Here is a 26088-nt window from a genome sequence, read left to right as displayed (position 1 = left end):
CCCGGCCGTCAGTCGGCGCCCCCAGGGAAGGACCCCCGCCCGTGGCAACCTCGACCCCCGCCCGGGACGCGCGCGCGACGACGTCCCGCGCACCCCAGAAGGAACCGCCCGGCTCACGGCGGCAGTTGTGGCGCAGCCGACTGTGGCGGTTCGACGACAAGGCGTCCCCGTACGCCTACATCGCCCCGTTCTTCCTCGTCTTCGGGGCCTTCGGGCTCTACCCGCTGCTCTACACCGGCTGGATCGCCCTGCACCGGGTGGAGATGACCGGCCTGGACTCGATGGAGTGGGTGGGATGGGAGAACTTCGACAAGATCCTGCACGACCCGGAGTTCTGGACCTCGCTCTCCAACACCTTCCTGATCGGCGTCATCTCGACCGTCCCGCAGCTCCTGATGGCGCTGGGCCTGGCCCACCTGCTCAACTACCGCCTGCGGGCCAGCACGTTCTGGCGCACGATCATCCTCACCCCCTACGCCACCTCCGTCGCCTCCGCGGCCCTCGTCTTCGCGCTGGTCTTCCGGGCCGACGGCGGACTGCTCAACTGGGCGCTCGGCCTCGTCGGCTTCGACGAGACCAACTGGGCCAACGGGCACTGGACCTCGAAGATCGCCATCGCCGTCATCGTGATCTGGCGGTGGACCGGCTACAACGCGCTGATCTACCTCGCCGCGATGCAGGCCGTCCCCGACGACCTCTACGAAGCGGCCTCGTTGGACGGCGCGTCACGCTGGCAGCAGTTCCGCAAGGTCACCATCCCCTCGCTGCGGCCGACGATCCTGTTCACCATCGTCATCTCCACCATCGGCTCCATGCAGCTCTTCGGCGAACCGCTGCTGCTGGAGGGCGGTGCGCTGGGCGCGACCGGCGGCAACGAGAACCAGTACGAGACGCTCGCCATCTACCTCTACAACTACGGCTGGAACCTCGGGCACCTCGGCCCGGCCGCCGCCGTCGCCTGGGCGATGCTCGCCCTGCTGCTGATCATCGCCGCGGCCAACTGGCTCATCGGCCGATTCGTCCGCACGTCCGCGGTCTGACCGGGAGCGCCCCATGACCATGACCAGCCCCACCCCCACCGCCCCGGTGAAGCCCGCCCCGGGCCCGAAGTCCGGTGGACCCTCCCGCCCGCGCCGCTTCCGGATGGGCGCGGGACAGCAGATGAAGGGCGGCCCCTTCGCCTACGCCGCGCTCGCCGTCGTCGGCTTCGGATCGCTGCTGCCGCTGTACTGGACCCTGGTCGCGGCCTCCCGCACCCAGGACGAGGTCCTCGCCTCCACACCGCCGTTCCTCCCCGGCGGCAAGCTGGTCGAGAACGTCCGAACGGCCTGGGAGCAGGCCAACCTCGGCACGGCGATCGTCAACAGCGTCATCGTCTCCGCCTCCATCACGGCGGCCACGCTCTTCTTCTGCACGCTCGCCGGCTACGCGTTCGCCAAGATGCGCTTCCGGGGCCGCGGTTGGCTGATGACCGCGGTCATCGCCACCCTCACCATCCCGCCGCAGCTCAGCGTCGTCCCGCTGTTCATGATGATGTCCGGCCTCGGCTGGGGCGGACAGCTCGAATCGGTGATCTTCCCGACGCTGGTCAGCGCGTTCGGCGTGTTCTTCATGCGCCAGTACCTCATCGAGGCGCTGCCGTACGAGCTGATCGAGGCGGCCAGGATCGACGGCGCGAACAATTTCCGCATCGTGCGGAGCGTGGTCCTGCCGGTCGCCCGCCCGGCGATGATGGTGCTCGGGATGCTCACCTTCGTCCAGGCGTGGAACGACTTCTTCTGGCCCTACCTGGCCCTCAACCAGCAGAACCCGACCCTCCAGGTGGCTCTCGGCCAGCTCAGCGCCTCCTATACCCCCGACCAGTCCATCGTGATGGCGGGCGCGCTGATCAGCACGCTGCCGCTGCTGGTGGTCTTCGTGGTCTTCGGCAAGAAGATCGTCGGCGGGATCATGTCCGGCGCGGTCAAGGGCTGACCCGCCCCGCCCCGGGCGGCCCCCCCTCACCTTCCTCCCCCTCCTTCCCCACCCCTCACTTCCTCAGGGAGCGCTCCCGCATGACAGCCGTCCGACCCGACACCCTCTCCCGGCAGGCCCCCGCCGCCGCCCCCTTCCCGACCGGCTTCCTCTGGGGCGCGGCCACCGCCGCGTACCAGGTGGAGGGGGCCGCCGCCGAGGGGGGCCGCACCCCCTCCATCTGGGACACCTTCAGCCACACGCCCGGCCGGGTCCTCGGCGGGGACACCGGGGACGTGGCCGCCGACCACTTCCACCGCTACCGCGACGACGTCGCGCTGATGAAGCGCCTCGGACTCCAGGCGTACCGCTTCTCCGTCTCCTGGTCCCGTGTCCAGCCCACCGGCCGGGGGCCCGCCGTCGAGCGCGGCCTCGACTTCTACCGCTCGCTCGTCGACGAACTGCTGGCGGCCGGCATCAAGCCCGTCGCCACCCTCTACCACTGGGACCTGCCGCAGGAGCTGGAGGACGCGGGCGGCTGGCCGGAGCGCGCCACGGCCGAACGGTTCGCGGACTACGCCGCCATCGTGGCCCGCGCGCTCGGCGACCGGGTCTCGCTGTGGACCACGCTCAACGAGCCCTGGTGCTCGGCCTTCCTCGGTTACGGCTCCGGGGTCCACGCCCCCGGCCGCACCGAACCGGCCGCCGCCCTGCGGGCCGCCCACCACCTCAACCTCGCCCACGGCCGGGCGACCGAGGCGCTGCGCGCCAACCTCCCCGCCGCCGCGCAGACCTCGGTCACCCTCAACCTCCACCAGGTGCGCCCGCTCACCGCGAGCACGGAGGACGCGGACGCCGCCCGCCGGATCGACGCGGTCGGCAACCGGATCTTCACCGGCCCGATGCTGACGGGCGCGTACCCGCAGGACCTGCTGGCGGACACCGAACACCTGGTGAACTGGCGGGAGCTGATCCACGAGGGCGACCTCGCCGCCATCGCCGCCCCGATCGACGTGCTCGGCGTCAACTACTACACGCCCACCATCGTCTCGGCCCCCGCCGACGGCGGGGGCGACACCCGCAACGACGGCCACGGCAGCAGCGAGCACTCCCCCTGGCCCGGCTCGGAACACGTCGCCTTCCATCTCGCCGAGGGCCGGCCGGTCACCGCGATGAACTGGTCGGTCAAGCCGGAGGGCCTGTACGACCTCCTCACGGACGTCGCCCGCGAGCACCCGGACCTGCCGCTGATGGTCACCGAGAACGGCGCCGCCTTCGACGACGCCCCCGACGCCGACGGCCGGGTCCACGACCCCGAACGCGTCGCCTACCTCCACGGCCACCTGGCGGCGGTGCGCCGGGCGGTCGAGGACGGGGCGGACGTACGGGGCTATTTCCTCTGGTCGCTGATGGACAACTTCGAGTGGGGCTACGGCTACGCGAAGCGCTTCGGCGCGGTGTACGTCGACTACGCCACGCAGCGCCGCACGCCCAAGTCCAGCGCCCACTGGTATGCCGATGTGATTACCCGCCACGCCCTGCCCCCGGCCGCCGATCCGAACGTCTGACCTCGTGGGAACGGCGGGCCCGGCCGTCCTCGGCCGGGCCCGCCGTTGTTTTCCGGCCGCCTTTGGGAGCGCTCCCATTAGGCTGTCCGTACGCTCGTCGGGGTGATCGGTCCAGGACTTGGATTGACTGTACGGCTGTGAGAAATTGACCGGGAACGGGGAGGCGGCCATGGCGGCAGCGCGAGTACGGAGCGGCGGACGGCCCACGCTCGAAGAAGTGGCGGCACGGGCAGGCGTCGGCCGCGGCACCGCCTCGCGGGTCATCAACGGCTCGCCCCGGGTCAGTGAAGCGACCCGGCAGGCGGTCGAGGCGGCCGTGGTCGAGCTGGGATACGTGCCCAACCGCGCCGCCCGTGCCCTGGCGGGCAACCGTACCGATGCCATCGCGCTGGTGGTGCCCGAGCCGGAGACCCGGTTCTTCGCCGAGCCGTACTTCTCCGCGATCGTGCGCGGCGTCGGCGCGGCCCTGGCCGACACCGAGATGCAGCTCCTCCTCACCCTCGTCGGCAGCGACCGCGAGCGCCGCCGCCTCGCCCAGTACCTCACCGCCCACCGCGTCGACGGCGTCCTCCTGGTCGCCGTGCACGCCGACGACCCGCTGCCCGAGCTGCTGGAGCAGTTGGGCATGCCCTGCGTGATCAGCGGTGCGCGCCACGCGGGCGAGACGCTGCCCTCGGTGGACTCCGACAACTACGAGGGCGCGCGGGCGGCCGTCGAGCACCTGGTCTCCCGGGGCCGCCGCCAGATCGCCACGATCACCGGCCGCCTGGAGGTGTACGGCGCCCAGCGCCGCCTCGACGGCTATCGCGCGGCCGTCTCCGCCGCCGGTCTGGCCCCCGACGAGCGCCTGATCGCCCCCGCCGACTTCACCGAGGAGGGCGGCGCGCGGGCCATGCGCGACCTCCTGGCCCGCCGCCCCGGCCTCGACGCGGTCTTCGTCGCCTCCGACGTGATGGCCGCCGGAGCCCGCCAGGTCCTGCGCGCGGCGGACCGCCGCATCCCCGAGGACGTGGCCCTGGTCGGCTTCGACGACTCGGTGGTCGCCCGCCACATGCATCCGGCGCTCACCAGCGTCCGCCAGCCCATAGAGGAGATGGGCCGCCGCATGGCCCGGCTCCTCCTCGACGAGATCGCCGGCCGGACGCCGGGCGGCGAGCGCCCTTCGGTGGTCCTCCCCACGGAGCTGGTGGTCCGCGACTCTTCGTGACGGCGCGCCGGTGGCCGGACGGGGGCCCGGCGGCGCGGCGGTGGCCGATCTTCCGGATTTCACAAGTTCTTCACCCCCTCCGGTTCCTGCGGCTAATGTTCGCTGCGTACGGCGATTGTGTGACGCACCACACACGTCACACGGTGGGCTGCCGGAGTGCGTTCCGGGCGGCTGTGCATCTGGGGGGCCTCGTGCACGAGATGGTCAAGGGCGCCAACATCGGCCTGGCGGCGCTGAGCGAGAACATCGGGTCCGTGGTGGTCAGCCTGGGCTGGAGCAGCCCCACGGGCGAGGGCGACGCCGACGTATCCGTCCTGCTGCTCGACGCCGACGGCAAGGTCCGCAGCGACGTCGACTTCTGCTTCTACAACAACCCCGTCGCGGGCGAGGGCAGCGTGCAGCTGCTCGGCAAGACCCCGACGGCCGACGGCGACGAGGACCGGATCTCCTTCGACCTGGACGCCGTCCCGGCGGAGGTCGACAAGGTGGTCGTCGCCGCCAGCCGCTACGGGGGCTCCCGCTTCGGCGAGCTGGACGGCCTCCGGCTCACCCTCGCCGACAGCGCGGGCGACGGGCTCGTCCGGTTCGCCGTGCAGGACGTCGACGAGGTCAGCGCCCTGATCTTCGGCGAGCTGTACCGGCGGGCGGGGGAGTGGAAGTTCCGCGCGGTCGGCCAGGGGTACGCTTCCGGGCTCGCGGGACTGGCGACCGACTACGGCGTCGACATCGACGACGACGCGGAGCAGAGCGGCGCGGAGGCGGAGGGCCCCGGCCCGGACGCGGTGGACTCCGGGCCGGACGCGGGGGAGCGGCCCGCCACCGGGCCGGACGGGGAGGAGCGGCCCGCGCGGGTTCCCGCCCAGAGCCGGGACGGGGGCGCGGCGGACCGGGCGGCGGCGAAACCGGCGGCCGGGCCGGCGGGGGCCGGCGCTCCGCCCGCCCCCGCCGTGCCGGCCCCCGCCGCTTCCGCCCCCGTACCGAAGCCCGCGCGTCGCCCCCGTACGGCGAAGAAGAAGGTCACGCTGCCCCGCACGGCCAGGAAGTCCCTCGCCGACAACGACACCTGGCGCACCGCCCGGCTGTTCCCCGTCTCCGCGCTCAAGAGCGACCGGGAGCGCGAGACGCGCGCCACCTCCGTCGTGCTGTCCGTCATGGCCCAGGTGCCGGAGTTCGGCCGCCGCCTCACCGCGGGGTTCGGCGCGCCGGCCGGCCGCATGGAGACGTTCACCGAGGTCGCCCTCGCCCACGGGGAGACGCCGCGCCGCCCGGACGGGGTGATCCGGGTCGAGCGGGCGGGCAAGCTGTGGACCGCGCTGGTGGAGACCAAGACCAACGGGAACGGGCTCAGGGCCGACCAGGTCCAGGCGTACATGGACATCGCCGCCCGGCGCGGGTACGAGGCGGTGATCACCCTGTCCAACGACGTCGCGCTGGAGGGCAGCCCGCTCGTCGACGTGCGGATCGACCGGCGGCGCAAGCACAAGGTGGCGCTCTGGCACCTGTCCTGGGCCGAGGTCGTGCACCAGGCGCAGATGCTGATCCGCCACGAGGGGGTCGGCAACGCCGCGCACGCCTGGCTGCTCCAGGAACTCCTCCAGTACCTCCAGCACGAGAACTCCGGCTGCCACGGCTTCCAGAACATGGGCGCGGCCTGGGTTCCCGTACGCCGGGGGATCGACGAGGAGACCCTGTGCCAGGGGGACGCCCGCGCGCTGGAGGTCATCGAGAACTGGGAGCGGCTGGTCCGGCAGGTCTGCCTGCGGCTCGGCGGTGAGCTGGGGCAGAAGGTCCTGCCGGTCCAGCGCGCCCGGCGCGGCTCCGATCCGGGCGCGCGCCGCACCGAACTGGCCGACCGCCTCTGCGAGCAGGGGAGGCTGAACGCGGAGATCCGCATCGAGGGCACCCCGGGCGTCCTCGGCATCACCGCCGATCTGCGCACAGGCAAACTCCGTACGTCGATCGAGATTCCCGCCGAGGGGACGGGCTACCCGCTCGCCCGGGCCAAGCGGCTGGTGCGGCGGCTCTCCGACGCCCCGGCCGACCTGCACATCGAGACGCTGGTGGACGGCTGCGGGGCAGGGCCGCGCGGCACCTTGGAGAGGCTGCGCCCGGAGCCCGCCGATCTCCTTCCGAAGGACGGGGCGCAGATCACCGGCTTCCGGCTCTCCCTGTTCAAGGGCATGGGCAACGGGCGGGGCAGCGCCGAGACCGGTTTCATCCGCAGCGTCGACGACGCGGTGGACCGCTTCCACGCCCAGGTCCTCACCCATGTGGAGGCCCCGGCGCTCTGACGGCGGCCTCCGCACGCGCCGGGCCGGCCCCGGGTTTCCTCCGGGACCGGCCCGGCGCGCGTGCCCACCCGGGCGTCTTTCAGTGGTGTGGACATGACCAAAGGACAGGACTACTCTCCGTCTTGGTCTAGACCAAGCGCGGCGAGCCGTCGCGCTCCGGTCCGTCTGTCCGCAAGCTCCACCCCTCACCTCAGGAGCACCACATGCGCAGAAAGATCACGTCCTTACTCCTCGGCCTCGGCATCGCCGGGGCATCCCTGCTGGCCACCTCGGGCAGCGCGCAGAGCCACGGGTACACCGACTCGCCGATCAGCAGGCAGCAGCTCTGCGGCAACGGAACGGTCCGCAACTGCGGCCAGATCCAGTGGGAGCCGCCGAGCGTGGAGGGCCCCAAGGGCTTCCCGGCGCGCGGCCCCCGTGACGGCCTGATCTGCGCCGGGGGCAACCAGCGGTTCGCCGAGCTGGACGACCCGCGCGGCGGCGCCTGGCCGGCCACCTCCGTGAGCGCCGGCGCGAGCCACACCTTCCGCTGGCGGATCACCGCCCGGCACGCCACCACCGACTTCCGGTACTACGTCACCAAGGACGGCTACGACCCCTCGAAGCCCCTCACCCGGGCCGACCTGGAGCCGCAGCCCTTCCTGACGGTGCCCTTCGGCGGCCGGCAGCCGGGGACCACGGTCACGCACGCGGGCGTCCTGCCCCAGAAGTCGGGCAAGCACCTGATCCTCGGCGTCTGGACCATCGCGGACACCGGCAACGCGTTCTACGCCTGCTCCGACGTCACGTTCTGATCGGACGCGCGCCAGGAGAACCAGGAAAAGCGGAAAGGCCCCGGTCCGCGGACCGGGGCCTTTCTCTCAGGGTGAGTAACGGGACTTGAACCCGCGACATCCTGGACCACAACCAGGTGCTCTACCATCTGAGCTATACCCACCATGTCGTCCGGTCGTTTCCGACCGGCCGAGAAAAAGTGTACAGGGTCCGGGAGGGTGCTCGCGCCACCGTTTTCCCGGGCCGGTCCACGGGCGCTCATCGCGCCCGTGACCAGCGGGTTCCTACGGTGCGGCCGGGGCCGCCAGCCGCGCCGCGATCTCCTTGGCGCGCTCGGAGTCCGGGCCGGGCTGCGGCACGAAGACCGCCTCCCGGTAGTAGCGGAGCTCCGTGATGGAGTCACGGATGTCGGCCAGCGCCCGGTGGTTGCCGTTCTTCTCCGGACTGTTGAAGTACGCCCGGGGGAACCAGCGCCGGGCCAGCTCCTTGACCGAGGACACGTCCACGATCCGGTAGTGGAGGTAGCCCTCCAGCTCCCGCATGTCCCGCGCCAGGAATCCGCGGTCGGTACCGACCGAGTTTCCGCAGAGCGGAGCCTTGCCGGGCTCCTTCACGTGCTCGCGGACGTAGGCCAGGACCTGCTCCTCGGCGTCCGCCAGGGTGGTGCCCCCGGCCAGCTCGTCGAGGAGGCCCGAGGCGGTGTGCATCTGCCGCACCACCTCGGGCATCGTCTCCAGGGCCGCGTCCGGCGGGCGGATCACGATGTCCACCCCTTCGCCGAGCACGTTCAACTCCGAGTCGGTGACCAGCGCGGCCACCTCGATGAGTGCGTCGTCCGTCAACGAGAGCCCGGTCATCTCGCAGTCGATCCACACCATGCGGTCGTTCATGGCCCCCACCCTACGGGGCGCTCCGCTGTCCCGGCAGGGCCGGGCGACCGGGAACGAACGCGTCAGGACCGGGCAGGGAGTGCTCCCCGGACCCCATCGAGGCCGCCAGGGCGACCGGTGCGGAAGACGCCGGGGAACCCCGCCGTCCGGACGGCGGCCCCTGGCTGGGCACCACCGCCTCGACCGCCGCGGCGCTCTCCGCCGCCCCCTGCGGACGACGGGCCCGGTAGGCGGCCCGGTACGCGGCGGGGGAGGAGCCGAGCTGGCGGCGGAAGTGCCCGCGCAGCGCGACCGGGGAGCGGAAGCCGCAGCGGCCGGCGACCTCGTCGACCGAGTAGTCGGAGGTCTCCAGCAGCCGCTGCGCCTGCAGCACCCGCTGGGTGATCAGCCACTGCAACGGTGCGCTGCCGGTGAGCGAGCGGAACCTGCGGTCGAAGGTCCGCCTGCTCATGTAGGCGCGCGCGGCGAGCGTCTCCACGTCGAACTGCTCGTGCAGGTGCTCCAGAGCCCAGGCCACGACCTCGGCGAGCGGGTCGGAGCCGATCTCCTCCGGTAAAGACCTGTCCAGGTAGCGCTCCTGCCCCCCGCTGCGCCGCGGCGGCACGACGAGACGGCGGGCGAGCGCCCCGGCGGCCTCCGTGCCGTGGTCGGTGCGGACTATATGGAGGCAGAGGTCGATCCCGGCGGCCGTGCCGGCGGAGGTGAGCACATCGCCGTCGTCCACGAACAGCTCGCGCGGATCGACGTGCACCGACGGATAGCGCTTGGCCAGCGTCGGCGCGTACATCCAGTGCGTGGTGGCCGGGCGGCCGTCCAGCAGGCCGGCGGCCGCGAGCACGAAGGCCCCCGTGCACAGACCGACGATGCGGGCGCCCTCCTCGTGGGCGCGCCGCAGCGCGTCCAGGGCCTCGGCGGGCGGCGGCGAGGTGATCGACCGCCAGGCGGGCACCACCACGGTGCCGGCCCTGCTGATCGCCTCCAGCCCGTACGGCGCGGTGAGTTCGAGGCCGCCGGTGGTGCGCAGCGGTCCTTCCTCGCCCCCGCAGACCAGCAGGCGGTAGCGGGGAACTCCCGCGTCCTGCCGGTCGATTCCGAAAACGGAGAGCGGGATGGAGCTCTCGAAGATAGGGCCACCGCTGAACAGCAGCACGGCAACGACTTCCCGGCGTCGCCGCCCGGTCAGCTTGCGTGCGGCCTCCGTCGCGGTGGCGGAGTCCTGGCTCATGACGCTAAGCCCCCCTCGGTGTTCGCGTCTCCCTGGTCCTTACGGGCCTGTCGCTCCTGCACGTTTCCCCTCGGTGTCGCACGTGTCCCCAGTCCCCGATTTCAAGATCAAAATCTACTGCGTCGCGTGGTTCCGCCGTGACACCTTCCCCCACCAGCTCAATGTCGATAAGGAAACGTGGCGTGAAGCGTTCGATCACGAAGCGTTCCACTCGCGAAGCGCACAGGGAAGTGCCCTTCGCGAAGGTGGCCCGTCCGCGTCGGGTGAAAGCGTACCGCGCGGTCCGTTCCTGCCTGGTGGGCGGCGGGGTGTCCGGCCATCCGGCGAAGGGCGCGGGGGCCAGGTGAAGTTGGCTTGAAACAATCGGTTGTGTGTGCTGAATCCGGTCACGCCGGGCGCACAACCGCTGGGAGAACACTGCGCCGGTGCGCTCCCTCGGCACCGGGCGCCCGGTGCGTCAGAAGCGTCCCGCACCGGCGCGGCGGCCCCTCGCGGGGTGTGACGCACCGGGGCGGCGCGGGGCCGTACTCGCCGCCCGATGCGCCGTGGGACACGAGATCCGCCGTGCCCGCCCTGGGGCGGGCGGCCTGCCGGCGGCGGCCCGGGCGCCCCTGCGGCCGACCCTCGGGGAAGCCGTCGCCGAGTCCGGACCGGAGGGGCGCCGCGGCGGGTCCGCCGGGCGGTCGCCGGCCCCGGCGGCGGACCCGCCGCGGCGTGGCCAACAGAGACCGGTGCGCACCTCGCCGCCGGGCGCGACGGGCGGTCTCCGGTCGCCCCGGAAAACAGGACGGTCACCCGTGTTCGGCCGCTCCAAGGCGCGTGTACGACACAACCGGCATTGCCATCCCGGGCGGCCTCGTGCATGCTCCCTCCAGCATCGCGCACGCTTTTGCGGGGGTCTGGGCGATGGAGGAGTGACGCCGTACCCTTGGGGGTATGGGGTTGGGAAGATGATTCCCGGACACAGCTTCACCCTCAGTTGGCGTACCCGAAGCACGTCGAAACCGTTCCCTCCTCACGAGGATTCTCTTCGCCGAGACACCGATGGCCGGTCACGAAATCCCTGAACCCAAGGACCGCAAGCCGGTAGCCGACCCCGAGTCGGAGCCGCGGACGGTCGAAGAAGCACGCCATGCGTGCGATCCCGCCTTCCGGCACGGAGTGGTGGTCGGTTTCGACGGCTCCACGTCCAGCGAGCGGGCCCTGGCGTACGCCATCGGCGTGGCGGGCCGGTCGGGCTCCGGTCTGATCATCGTGCATGTCGCCAACCGGCTGCCGACCACGGTCTGGGCGGGCTGCGAACCCCCCGTCTTCGTGGACGTCCCCGACCACCGCACCGAGGTCCTCGGCCTGGAGCTGGCCTGCGCGGACTACCTCTCCGACGTGCCCTGGGTGCTGGTCGAGCGCGGCGGCGACATCTGCCACGAACTGGAGGAGGTCGGCCGGGAGTACGCCGCCGACGCCATCGTCGTGGGCTCCACGCACGGCATCGTCGGCCGGATCTTCGGCTCCGTGGCGGGCCGCCTCGCCCGCCGCGCGCAGCGCCCCGTCATCGTCATCCCCTGAGCGGGCCCGACCGGAGAGCCCCCGGGGTCCGGCGGGCGGCCTCCGGAAGCCGGGAGACCGCCAGAAGCCTTGCCCGCACCACGCGTTGGGCCCCGTACCGTCTTCGTGACGGTGCGGGGCCCAACGCCTGTGCGCGGCCGTCTACTCGACGGTCACGGACTTCGCCAGGTTGCGCGGCTTGTCGATGTCGCGGCCCATCGCCAGGGCCGTGTGGTACGCGAACAGCTGGAGCGGGATGCCCATGAGGATCGGGTCCAGCTCGTTCTCGTTCTTCGGCACGACGATGGTGTGGTCGGCCTTCTCCTGCACCTGGTGGGCGACGGCGAGGATACGGCCGCTGCGGGCCTTGATCTCCTCCATCGCGGCGCGGTTCTTCTCCAGCAGGTCGTCGTCCGGCACGATCGCCACGGTCGGCATCGCCGGTTCGATCAGCGCGAGCGGGCCGTGCTTCAGCTCGGAGGCCGGGTAGGCCTCGGCGTGGATGTACGAGACCTCCTTGAGCTTCAGCGACGCCTCGCGGGCCACCGGATAGCCGCGCACCCGGCCGATGAACATCATCGACTTGGCGTCCGCGTACTCCGCCGCCAGCCGCTTGATCTCGTCCTCGTTCGCCAGGATCTCGCTGATCTGCTCCGGCAGCCGGCGCAGTCCGTCGATGATCCGCTTGCCGTCCGCGACCGACAGGTCGCGGATGCGGCCCAGGTGCAGGGCGAGCAGGGCGAAGGCGACCACCGTGTTGGTGAAGCACTTGGTGGAGACCACGCAGACCTCCGGGCCCGCGTGGACGTACGTGCCGCCGTCGGCCTCGCGGGCGATCGCGGAGCCGACCACGTTGACCACGCCGAGGACCCGCGCGCCCTTGCGCTTCAGCTCCTGGACGGCGGCCAGGACGTCGTACGTCTCGCCCGACTGGGAGACCGCGACGTACAGGGTGTCGGGGTCCACGACCGGGTTGCGGTAGCGGAACTCGGAGGCCGGTTCGGCGTCGGCGGGGATGCGGGCCAGCTCCTCGATGAGCTGGGCGCCGATCTGGCCCGCGTGGTACGAGGTGCCGCAGCCGAGGATCTTGATCCGGCGCACCCCGCGCGCCTCGCGGGCGTCCAGATTGAGACCGCCCAGGTGCACGGTGGAGAACCGGTCGTCGATCCGGCCGCGCAGGACCCGGTCCACGGCCTCGGCCTGCTCGGAGATCTCCTTGTGCATGTACGTGTCGTGGCCGCCCATGTCGTACGACTCGGCCTCCCACTCCACGGTGGTCGGCGTGGCCGTCGTGGTCGAGCCCTCCGTGGTGTACGTACGGAAGTCGTCGGCCTTCAGCGTGGCCATCTCGCCGTCGTCCAGGGTGACGACCTGGCGGGTGTGGGCGACCAGGGCGGCGACGTCGGAGGCGACGAACATCTCCTTCTCGCCGATGCCGAGGACGACCGGGGAGCCGTTGCGGGCGACCACGATGCGGTCGTTGAAGTCGGCGTGCAGCACGGCGATGCCGTAGGTGCCCTCGACGTGCCGCAGCGCCTCGCGGACCTTCTCCTCCAGGGTGTCGGCCCGGGCGCGGGCGATCAGGTGGGTGAGCACCTCGGTGTCGGTCTCGGAGAGGAAGACGACGCCGTCGGCGGTGAGCCGGACGCGCAGCTCGGAGGCGTTGTCGATGATCCCGTTGTGGACGACGGCGACCTTGTTCTCCGCGTCCATGTGGGGGTGGGCGTTCTCGTCGCTGGGGGCGCCGTGCGTGGCCCAGCGGGTGTGGGCGATGCCGGTGGTGCCGGCGAACCGCTTGGGGACCTTGGCCTCCAGCTCGCGGACGCGGCCCTTGGCCTTGACCATCTTCAGCGCGCCCGGTTTGCCCGCGGCGGCCTTGCCGGTGACGACGATGCCGGCGGAGTCGTACCCCCGGTACTCCAGCCGCTGCAGCCCTTCCAGCAGCAGCGGAGCGACGTCACGCTTCCCGATGTATCCGACGATTCCGCACATGGATTCTCTGCCCCTCCTCGACGTACACGTACACACGCGTGGTGGGCGCCCCGCACGGGCGCCCGGCTCGCTCAGCCGTAGACGATGCGGCGCAGCTGGCGGAGCGAGAGCTCCGGCGGCGCCACGGCGCGGTGCGGCAGCTCGGCCGCGATCCGCTCGAAGATCTCCGTGTTGACCAGCCCGCCCGCCTGGAGCTCGCGGTGGCGGCGCCGGACGAAGTCGTCGGTGCTCTCGTCGAAGTACGCCAGCACGTCGAGGACCACCCGGGCCGCTTCGCCGCGCTGGAGCGCGGTGGAGCGTACGAGGTGGTCGATGAGGTCGTCATGCGACGAGCGGCGTTCCAGCACCCGTTGATATTGCGTGCCGGAGCGCGCTTACGCAAGAAATCTGCCCGATATCGGGCAGCAGGGGCCGGGAAAGCCTCGCCGATCGCCTCACATGCTCCGCAGGACGGCCTGCTTCGCGGTGCTGAACTCGTCGTCGGTGAGGACCCCGGACCGGTGCAGCTCGCCCAGTTCCCGCAGCCGCCGCCGCAGCGCGTCGTGGTCGCCCGCCGCCGGGGCGGGGACGGCGGGGGCGGGCGCCGGGGCGTCGAGCGCCGCCCTGGCTCCGGGCAGCCGCATCAGCACCGCCGCCGCCACCAGGACCGCGGTGTGCTCCTTCTTGGAGACCCCCCACAGGTCCAGGGCGTACGGGTCGTACTTCGGCGGCGCGGAGAGGGGCCCCTCGACCGGCTCGAAGCGCAGGTAGCCGTTCTCCAGCCCGATCGAGGGCATCCACCGCACGGCCGCGATCCGCGACAGCGGGAAGGTGGTCGGGCCCCCGGCGGTCTTGGACTCCTCGGCCTTCCAGTTCCAGACCAGCCGGACGCTCTCGCCGTCGAAGGAGGCCGTGCCGTCGCCGCCCCCGCCGGAGACCGGCAGGGCGGGGCCGGGCAGCAGGAAGCGGTCCACCGGGCCGTCCGGCACCTGCTCGATCAGCAGGGCGTTGCGGACCTCGTCGACGAAGTACTCCGCGACCCCCGTGCGGTCCTTCTCCACGGACAGCGCGTAGGGGTCGGCGGCGTCGTTCAGTCGGCCGTCGGCGGCCCGCAGCACCGGGCAGGCGCCGCCGCGCAGCCGCAGCCGCAGCCGCCCGCCCTTGCGGTCCGGTTCGAACGAGACGCCCGCCACCGCCCGCACGGGTACGGCGATCTCCCCCAGCGCCAGCCGGACCGGGTGTGCCTTCCCTCCCGGCACGATGCGCACGGTGTCGCCGTCGAACGTCCACGTTCCGTCCCGCTGGGTGATTTCTGCCATGGCCCCGATTCTGCCAGCCCGCCCGGAGCGTGACGGGGGAGGAGGCGGGCGGCCGGGGACGGCCGCCCGGGCGGTTGCGGCCGGTTCTCGGCGGGCGCGCGAGCGGTTCCGGCCGCAGGGGAGGAGAACTCCTCCCGGGGGGCCGGCCGGGCCTCCCCCCAGGCCGCGGGATACGACGCGGCTCGATCGCGAACTCCTTGATGCAAGGCGGGAGTTCATTGTTGTGCCGGGGCCGGGCGATGGTTTCGTCCCCGATCCGCCGGCACCCCCGGGCGAAGAGGGGCGCGGCGGGGCGGCGCCCGATGGAGGCGTCGTCGCTACGGACGGTGCGACGGCCGTCGCCGAGCGGCGTGATGGCCGGCCATCGTGCCTGGCCGAATTCCACCGGCTTTTTCCGTACCGGCGGTCGGTTTGCGGTGGCCCGGCGCTCCCGGCGGAGGAGGACGGCCCTGCCGGTGCGGGCGGTCCTCGGGGCGGCCCCCTCCGGTTGCTGATTCGAACCGCCCCTGCGCGGCGGCGCCGGAACCGGCCGGGACCCGCCCCGGCCCCCGCCCGCGCGGCCCGCCCCGGGGCCCGCGCATCCGCCCCCGGCCCGGTCCGCACGGCCGACGACACCGCGAGGACCCGAAGCCGGGGCCAACTGCCTTACATGAGAGTGTGTCTGTCGGGCCGTCAGGCACCGAACTCCGTCCGGCAGGCGTCGAGCCCCTCCACCGTCACCTCGACCCTCCGGTGCGCCTCCCACCGCTCCCGGTCCAGGCGCAGCCGCTGGAGGGTCACGGGAGCTTCGCGTACGACCTCCGCCCGCAGGCCGTCGTCCGTGTACCCGAGCCGCCGCGAGACCCCGAGCGAACGGGGGTTGTCGAGCATGGCCGCGGACACGGCGTACCGTGCGCCGAGCCCGGCGAACGCGAGGTGCAGGACGGCGGCGCGCATCTCCGTACCCAGGCCGCGCCCCTGGTGCGGGAGCCCGAGCCACGATCCGGTCTCCACCTCCCGCAGCGCCCCGAAGTTCTGACCGATCAGGTCCTGCCGCCCGACGACCTCGCCCTCGTGGAGGACGGCCAGGCTGAGGGTCCAGTTCTGGGGCGACCACGAGGCGATGGTCCCCAGCACGTGCTGGAACACGGACCGCGCCACCTCCTCGGGCTTCCCGTCGGTCCATGCCACGGAGAACGGCATGCGGTCCGGGTCGTGCACCCCGCCGGCCGCCACCGCGGACAGCTCGCCGAGGAGTTCGAGGTCCGGCAGGCGCAGTTCGAGGCGCGGCGTACGAAGGCGCAGCCCGTAGAGGGGCCAGGGGTGGAGGTTCATGAAGGGACTCTGCCGGACGGAATGAAGGGGTGTCGATCGAATTCGGGGGCGGCCCACCGGCGGGGCGGGCCACCGCGGGAGCCGACACGGCGCCCGCACCAGGGCCGGCTCCCGGCCGACCGGCCGGGAGCCCCCGGAGGGGCGGGCCCGCGTGGACGCGCTCCGCCTGCGACGGTCTCAGGGGGGCGAGACGGCGGCGTCCTGGGCGGGGCGGGGCCAGGCGGCCTCGCGTAGCAGGCGCAGGCCGTTGAGCCCGACGATGACGGTGGAGCCTTCGTGGCCGGCGACCCCGAGCGGCAGGGGGAGGGCGCCGATCAGGTCCCAGGCGACGAGGGCGGCGATGAACGTCCCGGCGATGGCCAGGTTCTGGACGACCAGCCGGCGCGCGGTGCGCGAGAGCTGGACGACGGAGGGGATGGCGGCCAGTTCGTCCCGGACCACGACGGCGTCGGCGGTCTCCAGGGCGAGGTCGGAGCCGACGCGGCCCATGGCGATACCGGCGTGCGCGGCGGCCAGGGCGGGGGCGTCGTTGACCCCGTCGCCGACGACCAGCACCTTGCGGCCCTCGGCCTCCCACTCCTTGACGGCGGCGACCTTGTCCTGGGGCAGCAGTCCGGCCCGCACGTCGGTGATGCCGACCTCCGCGGCGAGACGGGCCGCGGCGCGCTCGTTGTCGCCGGTGAGCAGGACGGGGGCGCGGCCGGTCAGACGGGTGAGGGCGGCGACGGTGGCCGCCGCGTCGGGCCGCAACCGGTCGGCGATGCCGAGCACCCCGACCGGGACGCCGTCGGACAGGACGGTCACGGCGGTGCGTCCGCCCTCCTCCAGTTCGGCCACGGCCGTGCGGTGCGGGGTGCGGGGGGCGTCGGCGAGGAGGCGGCCGGGGGCGCCGACGGTGACGGTGCGGCCGTCGACGGTGGCGGTGACGCCCCGGCCCGGCGTGGAGGCGAAGTCGTCGGCGCCGGCGAGGGGCAGGCCGCGGTCGCGGGCTGCGGCGACGATCGCGCGGGCGAGCGGGTGTTCGCTGGGGTGCTCGGCGGAGGCGGCCAGGGCCAGGAGCGCGGGCTCGTCGAGCCCGCCGCCGGGCAGCGGCCGGATGTCCGTGACGTAGGGGGCGCCTTCGGTCAGGGTGCCGGTCTTGTCCAGGGCGACGGTGTCGATCTGGCCGAGACGTTCCATCACGACGGCGGACTTCGCCAGCACGCCCCGGCGTCCGGCGTTGGCGATGGCGGACAGCAGCGGCGGCATGGTGGACAGCACCACCGCGCACGGCGAGGCCACGATCATGAACGTCATCGCCCGCAACAGCGCCGCGTCGAGCGTGTCGCCGAAGGCGAGCGGAACGCCGAAGACGGCGAGGGTCGCGATGACCATGCCGATCGAGTAGCGCTGCTCGATCTTCTCGATGAAGAGCTGGGTGGGGGCCTTGGTCTCGGATGCCTCCTCGACCATCTTCACGATCCGGGCGATCACCGAGTCCGCCGGATCCCGCTCCACCCGCACCCGCAGCGCGCCGGTGCCGTTGACGGTGCCGGCGAACACCTCGTCGCCCGTCTGCTTGGCCACCGGCAGCGGCTCGCCGGTGATGGTGGCCTGGTCCACCTCGCCGGCGCCGTCCACCACCCGCCCGTCCGCGCCGACGCGCTCGCCGGGGCGGACCAGCACCGTGTCGCCGACCGCCAGCTCCCCGGTGTCCACCGTCTCCTCGGCGCCGTCGGGCAGGAGCCGGACGGCGGTGGTCGGGGCGAGGTCGAGCAGGCCGCGCACGGAGTCCGCCGTCCGCGCGGTGGCGACGGCCTCCAGGGCGCCTGAGGTGGCGAAGATGACGATCAGCAGCGCGCCGTCGAGGACCTGGCCGATCGCGGCGGCCCCGAGCGCGGCCACCACCATCAGCAGGTCCACGTCCAGCGTCCTGTCCTTCAGGGCCTTCAGCCCTTCCCAGCCGGGCTCCCACCCGCCGGTGACGTACGTGGCGGCGAACAGCGCCCCCCACAGCCATCCGGGCCCGTGGAGCAGGTGGACGGGCAGGGCGAGCAGGAACAGCACCAGGGAGGCGAGCGCCCAGCGGGCCTCCGGCAGTGCGAGCACCCGGGTGCGGCGCCGGGGCGGAGCCGGGCGCGGGCCTCCGGCGGGCGGCGCGGACCGCTGGTCCAGGACAGAAGGCATGGCGGAACAACCCTTCACGGGCGGGACGGGGCGACAACCCCACCGTACAGGAATACATGAACAGGTTTTCAGGTGTCGCCGGTATGATGAGGGCATGGGCCATGGACGCACCACCACCAGCGCCGGTACCCGCGAGCGCCTCGACGCGGTCGGCACCGCCGACGTCGCCGCCACCCTCCAGGCCCTGGCCACGCCCTCCCGGCTCTACATCCTCGCCCGCCTCCAGGAGGGCCCCTGCTCCGTCGGCGACCTCGCCGAAGCGGTCGGCATGGAGAGCTCGGCCTGCTCCCACCAACTGCGCCTGCTGCGCAACCTCGGCCTGGTCACCGGCGAACGCCGGGGCCGCAGCATCGTCTACTCCCTCTACGACGACCACGTCGCCCAACTCCTCGACCAGGCCCTCTACCACGTGGAGCACCTGCGCCTCGGGCTGCACGACGCGCCCGCCCGCGAACCCGCCTCCGCCGACCGCTGAACCAGGTCCCGCACGCGCGTGCACGCCGACGGCGCATGCGTCAGGCGTTCCGTCCGCGGCGAACGCTGTCCGGTGAGGTTCCACCACGGCTCACAGGGCCGGCCCCCGCGGAGTGTCCACGGGGGCCGGTGCGGGGAGGGGCGGGGCTCAGCCCGGCAGACCCAGCTCCCGGGCGATCAGCATCCGCTGGACCTCGCTCGTGCCCTCGCCGATCTCCAGGATCTTCGAGTCGCGCCACATCCGCGCCACCGGGTACTCGTTCATGAAGCCGTAACCGCCGTGGATCTGCGTGGCGTCGCGGGCGTTGTCCACCGCCACCGTCGAGGAGTACAGCTTCGCGATCGCCGCCTGCTTCTTGAACGGCTCGCCCGCCACCAGGCGGGACGCCGCGTCCCGCCAGCCGATGCGGGCCATGTGGGCGCGCGTCTCCATGTCGGCGATCTTGAACTGGATCGCCTGGTTCGCGCCGATCGGCCTGCCGAAGGCGTGCCGCTCGTGCGCGTACTTCACCGACTCGTCCACACAGCCCTGGGCCAGGCCGGTCGCCAGGGCGGAGATCGCGATCCGGCCCTCGTCCAGGATGCGCAGGAACTGGGCGTAGCCCCGGCCCTGTTCACCCAGGAGGTTCGCCGCCGGGACGCGCACGTCCGTGAAGGACAGCTCGCGGGTGTCCGAGGAGTTCCAGCCGACCTTGGAGTACGGGGCGGCCACCGTGAAGCCGGGGGTGCCCGAGGGGACGATGATCGCGGAGATCAGGGGGCGGCCGTCCTCCTTGCGGCCCGTCACGGCGGTGACCGTCACCAACTCCGTGATGTCCGTACCGGAGTTGGTGATGAAGCACTTCGAACCGTTGATCACCCACTCATCCGTCGCCTCGTCCAGCACCGCCGTCGTCCGCGTGCCGCCCGCGTCCGAACCGCCGTCCGGCTCGGTCAGGCCGAACGCGCCCAGCGCCTCACCCGCGCACAGCTTCGGCAGCCACCGCCGCTTCTGCTCCTCCGTGCCGAACAGGTGCAGGGGCATCGCGCCCAGCGACACCCCCGCCTCCAGGGTGATCGCCACCGACGAGTCGACCCGGGCCAGCTCCTCCAGGGCGATGCCGAGCGCGAGGTAGTCGCCGCCCATGCCGCCGTACTCCTCCGGGAACGGCAGCCCGAACAGGCCCATCCGCCCCATCTCGCGCACGATCTCGTAGGGGAACTCGTGGCGCTCGTAGAGGTCGCCGATCTTCGGCGCGACCACGTCGTGCGCGAACTCCTCGACCGTGCGGCGCAGTTCCTCGTGCTCGGCGGTCAGCCGGTGGTCCAGGGACATGGATTGCTCACTCCTTGTGGGAGGCGGAGGAAGAGGGGGACAGGGCGCGGACCGTGCGGGACGGGCTCGGTCGGCCCAGGTGTTCGGCCAGCCAGGCGCTGGTGGCGGCGAGCGCGGGGAGATCGACGCCCGTCTCGACGCCCAGGCCGTCGAGCATCCACACGAGGTCCTCGGTGGCCAGGTTGCCCGTCGCGCTCTTCGCGTACGGGCAGCCGCCCAGCCCGCCCGCCGACGCGTCCACCGTCGTCACCCCGTGCTGGAGCGCCGCCAGGGTGTTCGACAGCGCCTGGCCGTACGTGTCGTGGAAGTGGACGCCGACCGCGGGCGTCGCCACGCCCGCCTCGTTCAGCGCGGTCAGCAGGGCCGTCACGTGGCCCGGCGTCGCCACCCCGATGGTGTCGCCCAGCGACAGTTCGTCGCAGCCCAGGTCCATCAGGGCCTTCGCGACCCCGACCACCTGCGCCACCGGCACCGCGCCTTCCCAGGGGTCGCCGAAGCACATCGACAGATACCCGCGCACCCGGACCCCGTCCGCCTTCGCGCGGGCCACCACCGGCTCGAACATGGCCAGCGACTCGGCCACGGTCCGGTTCAGGTTGCGGGCGGCGAACGTCTCCGTCGCCGAGCCGAACACCGCGATCGACCGGGCGCCGAGCGCCAGCGCCCGGTCCAGTCCGCGTTCGTTCGGGACGAGGACGGGGAGAGAGACGTCACCCACGTCCGCGACGTCACCGAGCAGCGGGAACAGCTGCTCCGCGTCCGCGAGTTGGGGAACCCACTTCGGGTGGACGAAGCTGGTCGCCTCGATGGTGGTGAGGCCGGCCTTTGCCAGGCGGCGGATGAACTCCGCCTTCACCGGCGTCGGGACCGTCTCCTTCTCGTTCTGCAACCCGTCCCGGGCGCCCACCTCGTGGATGCGCACCCGGGCCGGCAGCCCGGCGGCCGGGACCGTCATGGGCAGCGACCGGGCGCTCACGCGTCCTCCCCGCCGGCGGCGGCCGGGACCACGACCGCCAGGACCTGGTCCATCGCCACCGTCGCGCCCGCCGTGACGTTCAGCTCGGCCACGGTCCCCGAGTGCGGGGCCGAGATCACGTGCTCCATCTTCATCGCCTCCACCACGAGCAGGCTCTGACCCGCCTCGACCTCGTCGCCCACGGCCACCTTCACCACCGTGACCGTGCCCGGCATCGGGGCCGCCAGGGTGTCCGCCCCGCCGCGGCCCGCCCCGCTCAGGGACGCCTCCACCGGGTCGTGGTCCTGGACGTGCCAGGTGTCCCCGTCCCGGCCGAGCCAGTCGCCGGAGCGGTGGAAGTGGACGAGCGCGCCGTCCTGTTCGACCGTGACCCGGGCCGCCGTCACCCTCGCGCCGCCCGGAGCCCCGTACGTCACCGGGTCCGTGCCCGGCACCCGCAGCGGGAACGCCGGCGGCACCCGTACGCCCCCCGTCCGCCATCCGTTCGGCACCGAGAACGGGTCCGTCCAGCCGCCCGCGTCCGGCCGGGGCTCCAACGCCTCCCGGCGGACCGCGGCGGCCGCCGCGTAGACCTCGTCCGGAACGCCGTCCGGCACCAGGCCCTCCGCCTCGCGCTCGACCAGCCCCGTGTCCAGGTCTCCCGCGACGACGTCCGGGTGGGCCAGCAGGCGGCGCAGGAAGCCCGCGTTGGTCGGGACGCCCAGGATCACCGTGTCCGCCAGGGCCGCCCGCAGCTTGCGCAGGGCGGTCGGGCGGTCGGGACCGTAGGCGATGACCTTCGACAGCATCGGGTCGTACAGGCTGCCCACCGGCACGCCCTCGCTGAGCCCCGAGTCCGTCCGCACCCCGCCGCCCTGCGGCTCGCGCAGCGCCAGCACCGTGCCGCCCGAGGGCAGGAAGCCCCGGGAGGGGTCCTCGGCGCAGACGCGGGCCTCGATCGCCCAGCCGTCGAGCCGGATGTCCTCCTGGGCGTACGGGAGCCGTTCGCCCGCCGCGACCCGCAGCTGCCACTCCACCAGGTCCAGGCCGGTGACCAGCTCGGTCACCGGGTGCTCGACCTGGAGGCGGGTGTTCATCTCCATGAAGTAGTACGAGGACGGGTCGTCGCCCGGCACGATGAACTCCACCGTGCCCGCGCCCGTGTACCCGCAGGAGCGGGCCGCCTGCACGGCCGCCTCGCCCATCGCGGCCCGGGTCCCCTCGTCCAGCAGGACGCTGGGCGCCTCCTCGATGATCTTCTGGTGGCGGCGCTGGAGGGAGCACTCGCGCTCGCCCAGGTGGATCACGTTGCCGTGGGCGTCGGCCAGCACCTGGATCTCGATGTGGCGGGGGCGGTCGATCCACCGCTCCACGAGCAGCGTGTCGTCGCCGAAGGAGGCCCGCGCCTCGCGGCGGGCCGCCGCGATCTCGTCCGCCAGCGCCTCCGCGTCCCGGACCAGGCGCATGCCCTTGCCGCCGCCGCCCGCCGAGGGCTTGAGGAGGACCGGCATGCCGATCTCCCGCGCCGCCTCCTCCAGCCGGGCGTCGGTCAGGCCGCTGCCGGAGGAGCCGGGCACGACCGGCACCCCGGCCGCCGCCACCGTCTCCTTCGCCCGGATCTTGTCGCCCATCAGCGCGATCGCGGCGGCGGGCGGTCCGATGAAGACCAGCCCCGCGTCCGTGCACGCCTGCGCGAACCCGGCGTTCTCCGCGAGGAACCCGTACCCCGGGTGGACGGCCTGCGCGCCCGTGCGCCGGGCCGCCTCCAGGAGCGCCGCCACGTTCAGATAGCTCTCGGCCGCGGGCGGCGGGCCGATGCGGACCGCCGTGTCCGCCTCCCGTACGTGCCGGGCGTCCGCGTCCGCGTCGCTGAAGACCGCGACCGAGCGCACGCCCTGCTCGCGCAGGGTGCGGATCACCCGGACCGCGATCTCGCCGCGGTTGGCGACCAGCACGGTGTCGAACATCGTCGTCATCTGTTCCTCACATCCGGAAGACGCCGAAGCCCGGACCGGCCGGGTCCTTCTGGGGCAGCGGGGCGTTGGCGCAGGCGGTCAGGGCGAGGCCCAGCACCTGCCGGGTGTCCACGGGGTCGATCACTCCGTCGTCCCAGAGGCGGGCGCTGGCGTAGTACGCGTTGCCCTGGGTCTCGTACTGGGCGCGGATCGGAGCCTTGAACTCCTCCTCGTCCTCGGCGCTCCAGTCGTCGCCGAGCTGGTCGCGCTTGACGGTGGCCAGCACGGAGGCGGCCTGCTCGCCGCCCATCACCGAGATCTTGGCGTTCGGCCACATCCACAGGAAGCGGGGGCTGTAGGCCCGCCCGCACATCGAGTAGTTGCCCGCCCCGTACGAACCGCCGACGACGACCGTCAGCTTCGGGACCCGGGTGCAGGCCACCGCGGTGACCATCTTCGCGCCGTGCTTGGCGATGCCGCCCGCCTCGTAGTCGCGTCCGACCATGAAGCCGGAGATGTTCTGGAGGAAGACGAGCGGGATGCCGCGCTGGTCGCACAGCTCGATGAAGTGCGCGCCCTTCTGGGCCGACTCGGAGAACAGGATGCCGTTGTTCGCGACGATCCCGACCGGATGGCCGTGGATGCGGGCGAAGCCGGTGACCAGCGTCTGCCCGTACTCCGCCTTGAACTCCTGGAACCGCGAGCCGTCCACCACCCGGGCGATCACCTCGCGTACGTCGTACGGGGTGCGGGAGTCCACCGGGACCGCCCCGTACAGCCCGGCCGGGTCCGCCTTCGGCTCCTCGGCCGGCTCGACCGACCAGGGCAGCGGGGCGCGGTCCGGGAGGGTCGCGACGATGGTCCGGACGATCCGCAGGGCGTGCGCGTCGTCCTCCGCGAGGTGGTCGGTGACCCCCGACGTACGGGAGTGGACCTCGCCGCCACCCAGCTCCTCCGCCGTGACGACCTCGCCGGTCGCGGCCTTCACCAGCGGCGGGCCGCCGAGGAAGATCGTGCCCTGGTTCCGGACGATGACGGCTTCGTCGCTCATCGCCGGGACATACGCCCCGCCCGCCGTGCAGGAGCCCATGACCGCCGCGATCTGCGGAATCCCCGCCCCCGACATCCGGGCCTGGTTGTAGAAGATCCGCCCGAAGTGGTCCCGGTCGGGGAAGACCTCGTCCTGCATCGGCAGGAACGCGCCGCCCGAGTCCACCAGGTACAGGCAGGGGAGACGATTCTCCAGCGCCACCTCCTGGGCGCGCAGGTGCTTCTTCACGGTCATCGGGTAGTACGTGCCGCCCTTGACGGTCGCGTCGTTGGCGACGATCACGCACTCCCGGCCGGAGACCCGCCCGATGCCCGCGATGACACCGGCCGCGGGGGCCTGGTCGCCGTACATCCCGTTCGCCGCCAGCGGGGCCAGCTCCAGGAACGGCGAGCCAGGGTCGAGGAGGGTGTCCACCCGGTCCCGGGGGAGCAGCTTGCCGCGCGCCTCGTGGCGGGCGCGCGCCTTCTCACCCCCGCCCAGCCGCGCCCTGGCGAGGCGGCCCGCCAACTCGTCGGAGAGCGCGCGATGCGCCGCCTCGTTGGCCTGCCAGGCCTCCGAGGCGGGATCGGCCGCACTCGTCAGGACCGGTGCCTGCTGCATCGTGTCGAGCCCCCTTGCCCGTACCGCGATAGTCGACCGCTGCTGTTAATGAGCGTTAACGCGTCCGCCTCAGGTTAACGAGCGCTAACGGCCCTGTCTAGAATGAATCCCCATGAGCACCCATGCCGCCCGCGTCGCGGCCCCCACCCGCCGCGAGCAGATCCTCCGGGAGGCCGCCCGCCTCTTCGCCGAGCGCGGCTTCCACGGGGTCGGCGTCGACGAGATAGGCGCCGCCGTCGGGATCAGCGGCCCCGGCCTCTACCGGCACTTCCCCGGCAAGGACGCGATGCTCGCCGAACTGCTGGTGGGGATCAGCGAACGCCTCCTGGAGGGCGGGCGGCGGCGGGTGGCGGAGGACGAGGCCCGGGGCGGCGGCTCCCCGGAGGCCCTCCTGGACGCGCTCATCGAGGGCCACATCGACTTCGCCCTCGACGACCGCCCCCTGATCACCCTCCACGACCGGGAGCTGGACCGGCTGCGCGACACGGACCGCAAGCGGGTGCGACGGCTCCAGCGGGAGTACGTCGAGGTCTGGGTCGGCGTCGTCCGCGCCCTCTACCCGTCGCTGGCCGAGAACCGGGCCCGCGTCACCGTGCACGCCGTCTTCGGCCTGCTGAACTCCACCCCGCACCTGGCCCGCCCCGACGCCCTGCCCGGCCGCGCGGCCACCGCCGCCCTGCTGCACCGGCTGGCCCGGGGCGCCTTCGCCGCCGCGGAACCGTCCTGACCGCCCGACCCGCGGCTCCCGCCGTACGGCCGCCCGAGGGTTCCGGGCAACCCCGGACCGGGTACGTACGTCTCTCCGGTCACTACGCGAGGAATCGGGGAGCCGCAACCATGGCCGTCTCACTGGGTGAAGAGATCATGCTGCTGTCGCTGGACGACGCGACCGGCGCCGCGCAGGGGGAGACCGCGGCCCGCTGGGGCGTGGCGGCGGGCATGCTCCTGGAGCTGGTCATGGCGGGCCGCGCCACGGTGAAGGCCGGCCGTGTCGAGGTCTTCGACCCGACCCCCACGGGCGACCCGCTCCTGGACGGCCGGCTCGACCGGCTCACCCGATGGGTCCACGGTGCGTCCAGCAGCCGCAAGGTGGCGGACTGGCTGACCCGGGAGCACTCCAAGGGGTCGCAGGACGTCGTGGCGAGCCTCGTCGCGCGCGGCCTGGTGACCGAGGAGAAGCACCGGGCGCTCGGCGTCTTCCCGGTCCGCCGCTACCCGGAGGCGGACGGAACCGTCGAGCGCGAACTGCGCGCCCGGCTGGACGCCGTGGTCCTGGAAGGGGCCGAGCCGGACGCCCGCACCAGCTCCCTCGTCGCACTGCTGCACGCCACGGGCATGCACCCCCAGGCGTTCCCCGGGACGCCGAAGAAGCGGGTGGCCCCGCGCATGGCCGAGATCGCGGAAGGCCACTGGGCGGGCGTCAGCGTGCGCGAGGCGATCCGCACCCTCCAGGCCGCGATCTCCGCGGTGACCCTGGTGACGGTGCTCTCCGTGGTGTCGTAGCCGCCCCGCCGC

The 26088-nt window shown here is 73.0% G+C and carries 21 protein-coding genes and 1 tRNA gene; 10 read left to right on the top strand and 12 right to left on the bottom strand.

Annotation, left to right across the window (positions count from 1 at the left end):
• Positions 1–41: 41 nt before the first annotated feature.
• From AMK24_RS07615 to AMK24_RS07590, 6 genes are all read left to right on the top strand, one after another.
• Positions 42–1040, top strand: coding sequence for a carbohydrate ABC transporter permease (locus AMK24_RS07615; protein WP_073766344.1), 999 nt, complete (start codon positions 42–44; stop codon positions 1038–1040).
• Positions 1041–1053: 13 nt separating this feature from the next.
• The gene (locus tag AMK24_RS07610) at positions 1054–1974 is read left to right on the top strand and encodes a carbohydrate ABC transporter permease (RefSeq protein ID WP_073766343.1); all 921 of its coding nucleotides are present in this window, start codon (positions 1054–1056) and stop codon (positions 1972–1974) included.
• An 80-nt stretch (positions 1975–2054) separates the two neighbouring features.
• On the top strand, positions 2055–3521 hold the full coding sequence (locus AMK24_RS07605; RefSeq protein ID WP_073766342.1) for a GH1 family beta-glucosidase: 1467 nt from the start codon (positions 2055–2057) through the stop codon (positions 3519–3521).
• Between the two features lie 169 nt (positions 3522–3690).
• Positions 3691–4728 (top strand): LacI family DNA-binding transcriptional regulator, encoded by a 1038-nt coding sequence (locus AMK24_RS07600; RefSeq protein ID WP_073766341.1) that lies wholly within the window; start codon positions 3691–3693, stop codon positions 4726–4728.
• A 200-nt stretch (positions 4729–4928) separates the two neighbouring features.
• Complete coding sequence (locus tag AMK24_RS07595) at positions 4929–7019, top strand: TerD family protein (protein ID WP_073766723.1); 2091 nt, start codon at positions 4929–4931, stop codon at positions 7017–7019.
• Positions 7020–7222: 203 nt separating this feature from the next.
• Positions 7223–7813, top strand: coding sequence for a lytic polysaccharide monooxygenase auxiliary activity family 9 protein (locus AMK24_RS07590; protein ID WP_073766340.1), 591 nt, complete (start codon positions 7223–7225; stop codon positions 7811–7813).
• Between the two features lie 70 nt (positions 7814–7883).
• On the opposite strand, the gene AMK24_RS07585 is transcribed toward AMK24_RS07590, so the two are convergent.
• The 3 genes from AMK24_RS07585 to AMK24_RS07575 form a co-directional block, all read right to left on the bottom strand.
• Positions 7884–7956: transfer RNA gene (locus AMK24_RS07585), tRNA-His, on the bottom strand.
• A gap of 121 nt (positions 7957–8077) precedes the next feature.
• Positions 8078–8683, bottom strand: coding sequence for an oligoribonuclease (orn, locus tag AMK24_RS07580; protein ID WP_073766721.1), 606 nt, complete (start codon positions 8681–8683; stop codon positions 8078–8080).
• A 10-nt stretch (positions 8684–8693) separates the two neighbouring features.
• Positions 8694–9908 (bottom strand): helix-turn-helix domain-containing protein, encoded by a 1215-nt coding sequence (locus tag AMK24_RS07575; RefSeq protein ID WP_073766338.1) that lies wholly within the window; start codon positions 9906–9908, stop codon positions 8694–8696.
• Between the two features lie 1044 nt (positions 9909–10952).
• Here AMK24_RS07575 and AMK24_RS07570 point away from each other — a divergent pair.
• Positions 10953–11474 carry a universal stress protein gene (locus AMK24_RS07570; RefSeq protein ID WP_073766336.1) on the top strand — a complete coding sequence of 174 codons (522 nt, stop codon included), beginning with the start codon at positions 10953–10955 and terminating at the stop codon, positions 11472–11474.
• A gap of 141 nt (positions 11475–11615) precedes the next feature.
• Here AMK24_RS07570 and glmS read toward each other — a convergent pair whose 3' ends face one another.
• The 5 genes from glmS to AMK24_RS07545 form a co-directional block, all read right to left on the bottom strand.
• The gene (gene glmS, locus AMK24_RS07565; protein WP_073766334.1) at positions 11616–13445 is read right to left on the bottom strand and encodes a glutamine--fructose-6-phosphate transaminase (isomerizing); all 1830 of its coding nucleotides are present in this window, start codon (positions 13443–13445) and stop codon (positions 11616–11618) included.
• A 71-nt stretch (positions 13446–13516) separates the two neighbouring features.
• On the bottom strand, positions 13517–13792 hold the full coding sequence (locus tag AMK24_RS07560; RefSeq protein ID WP_019765915.1) for a hypothetical protein: 276 nt from the start codon (positions 13790–13792) through the stop codon (positions 13517–13519).
• An 87-nt stretch (positions 13793–13879) separates the two neighbouring features.
• Positions 13880–14743 (bottom strand): DUF4429 domain-containing protein, encoded by an 864-nt coding sequence (locus AMK24_RS07555; protein WP_073766332.1) that lies wholly within the window; start codon positions 14741–14743, stop codon positions 13880–13882.
• Positions 14744–15415: 672 nt separating this feature from the next.
• Positions 15416–16057 (bottom strand): GNAT family N-acetyltransferase, encoded by a 642-nt coding sequence (locus AMK24_RS07550; RefSeq protein ID WP_073766330.1) that lies wholly within the window; start codon positions 16055–16057, stop codon positions 15416–15418.
• Positions 16058–16234: 177 nt separating this feature from the next.
• Positions 16235–18223, bottom strand: a complete 1989-nt coding sequence (locus AMK24_RS07545) for a heavy metal translocating P-type ATPase (RefSeq protein ID WP_073766328.1) — start codon at positions 18221–18223, stop codon at positions 16235–16237.
• 94 nt (positions 18224–18317) lie between these two features.
• Between AMK24_RS07545 and AMK24_RS07540 the strand changes: the two genes are divergently transcribed.
• The gene (locus tag AMK24_RS07540; protein ID WP_073766326.1) at positions 18318–18698 is read left to right on the top strand and encodes an ArsR/SmtB family transcription factor; all 381 of its coding nucleotides are present in this window, start codon (positions 18318–18320) and stop codon (positions 18696–18698) included.
• 147 nt (positions 18699–18845) lie between these two features.
• Here AMK24_RS07540 and AMK24_RS07535 read toward each other — a convergent pair whose 3' ends face one another.
• Genes AMK24_RS07535 through AMK24_RS07520 form a run of 4 tightly spaced genes read right to left on the bottom strand, consistent with a single transcriptional unit; the run spans position 18846 to position 24573 of the window.
• Positions 18846–20012, bottom strand: coding sequence for an acyl-CoA dehydrogenase family protein (locus AMK24_RS07535; RefSeq protein ID WP_073766324.1), 1167 nt, complete (start codon positions 20010–20012; stop codon positions 18846–18848).
• Between the two features lie 7 nt (positions 20013–20019).
• Positions 20020–20967, bottom strand: a complete 948-nt coding sequence (locus AMK24_RS07530) for a hydroxymethylglutaryl-CoA lyase (protein ID WP_073766322.1) — start codon at positions 20965–20967, stop codon at positions 20020–20022.
• A gap of 17 nt (positions 20968–20984) precedes the next feature.
• Positions 20985–22943: an acetyl/propionyl/methylcrotonyl-CoA carboxylase subunit alpha gene (locus tag AMK24_RS07525; RefSeq protein ID WP_073766320.1), complete on the bottom strand. Its 1959-nt coding sequence runs from the start codon at positions 22941–22943 to the stop codon at positions 20985–20987.
• A gap of 7 nt (positions 22944–22950) precedes the next feature.
• Positions 22951–24573 (bottom strand): carboxyl transferase domain-containing protein, encoded by a 1623-nt coding sequence (locus AMK24_RS07520; RefSeq protein ID WP_073766318.1) that lies wholly within the window; start codon positions 24571–24573, stop codon positions 22951–22953.
• Between the two features lie 112 nt (positions 24574–24685).
• Between AMK24_RS07520 and AMK24_RS07515 the strand changes: the two genes are divergently transcribed.
• Positions 24686–25300 carry an SACE_7040 family transcriptional regulator gene (locus AMK24_RS07515; RefSeq protein ID WP_073766316.1) on the top strand — a complete coding sequence of 205 codons (615 nt, stop codon included), beginning with the start codon at positions 24686–24688 and terminating at the stop codon, positions 25298–25300.
• Between the two features lie 110 nt (positions 25301–25410).
• A complete protein-coding gene (locus tag AMK24_RS07510) occupies positions 25411–26076 on the top strand; it encodes a GOLPH3/VPS74 family protein (RefSeq protein ID WP_073766314.1) in 666 nt (221 codons plus the stop codon).
• The last annotated feature ends 12 nt before the right edge of the window (positions 26077–26088 follow it).

The sequence above is a fragment of the Streptomyces sp. CB02366 genome, from assembly GCF_001905905.1.
In the GTDB taxonomy this organism is placed as follows: Bacteria; Actinomycetota; Actinomycetes; order Streptomycetales; family Streptomycetaceae; genus Streptomyces.
This window is presented reverse-complemented; position numbering and strand designations above follow the sequence as displayed.